Annotated in this window: 1 protein-coding gene; it reads left to right on the top strand. The window is 51.1% G+C overall.

What is annotated here, in order from left to right; genetic code table 11:
* Window positions 1-100: 100 nt before the first annotated feature.
* A complete protein-coding gene (locus BM288_RS14155; protein ID WP_001261740.1) occupies window positions 101-892 on the top strand; it encodes an ANT(3'')-Ia family aminoglycoside nucleotidyltransferase AadA2 in 792 nt (263 codons plus the stop codon).
* Window positions 893-1,041 lie beyond the last annotated feature (149 nt).

Here is a 1,041-nt window from a genome sequence, read left to right on the forward strand (position 1 = left end):
CAAGCAGCAAGCGCGTTACGCCGTGGGTCGATGTTTGATGTTATGGAGCAGCAACGATGTTACGCAGCAGGGCAGTCGCCCTAAAACAAAGTTAGACATCATGAGGGTAGCGGTGACCATCGAAATTTCGAACCAACTATCAGAGGTGCTAAGCGTCATTGAGCGCCATCTGGAATCAACGTTGCTGGCCGTGCATTTGTACGGCTCCGCAGTGGATGGCGGCCTGAAGCCATACAGCGATATTGATTTGTTGGTTACTGTGGCCGTAAAGCTTGATGAAACGACGCGGCGAGCATTGCTCAATGACCTTATGGAGGCTTCGGCTTTCCCTGGCGAGAGCGAGACGCTCCGCGCTATAGAAGTCACCCTTGTCGTGCATGACGACATCATCCCGTGGCGTTATCCGGCTAAGCGCGAGCTGCAATTTGGAGAATGGCAGCGCAATGACATTCTTGCGGGTATCTTCGAGCCAGCCATGATCGACATTGATCTAGCTATCCTGCTTACAAAAGCAAGAGAACATAGCGTTGCCTTGGTAGGTCCGGCAGCGGAGGAATTCTTTGACCCGGTTCCTGAACAGGATCTATTCGAGGCGCTGAGGGAAACCTTGAAGCTATGGAACTCGCAGCCCGACTGGGCCGGCGATGAGCGAAATGTAGTGCTTACGTTGTCCCGCATTTGGTACAGCGCAATAACCGGCAAAATCGCGCCGAAGGATGTCGCTGCCGACTGGGCAATAAAACGCCTACCTGCCCAGTATCAGCCCGTCTTACTTGAAGCTAAGCAAGCTTATCTGGGACAAAAAGAAGATCACTTGGCCTCACGCGCAGATCACTTGGAAGAATTTATTCGCTTTGTGAAAGGCGAGATCATCAAGTCAGTTGGTAAATGATGTCTAACAATTCGTTCAAGCCGACCGCGCTACGCGCGGCGGCTTAACTCCGGCGTTAGATGCACTAAGCACATAATTGCTCACAGCCAAACTATCAGGTCAAGTCTGCTTTTATTATTTTTAAGCGTGCATAATAAGCCCTACACAAA

It is taken from the genome of Agrococcus baldri (assembly GCA_900114805.1).
In the GTDB taxonomy this organism is placed as follows: domain Bacteria; phylum Actinomycetota; class Actinomycetes; order Actinomycetales; family Microbacteriaceae; genus Agrococcus; species Agrococcus baldri.

Excerpts from the sequence above, each read along its gene's own strand:
- BM288_RS14155 (WP_001261740.1), top strand. The coding sequence starts at position 101 with ATGAGGGTAGCGGTGACCATCGAAATTTCGAACCAACTATCAGAGGTG.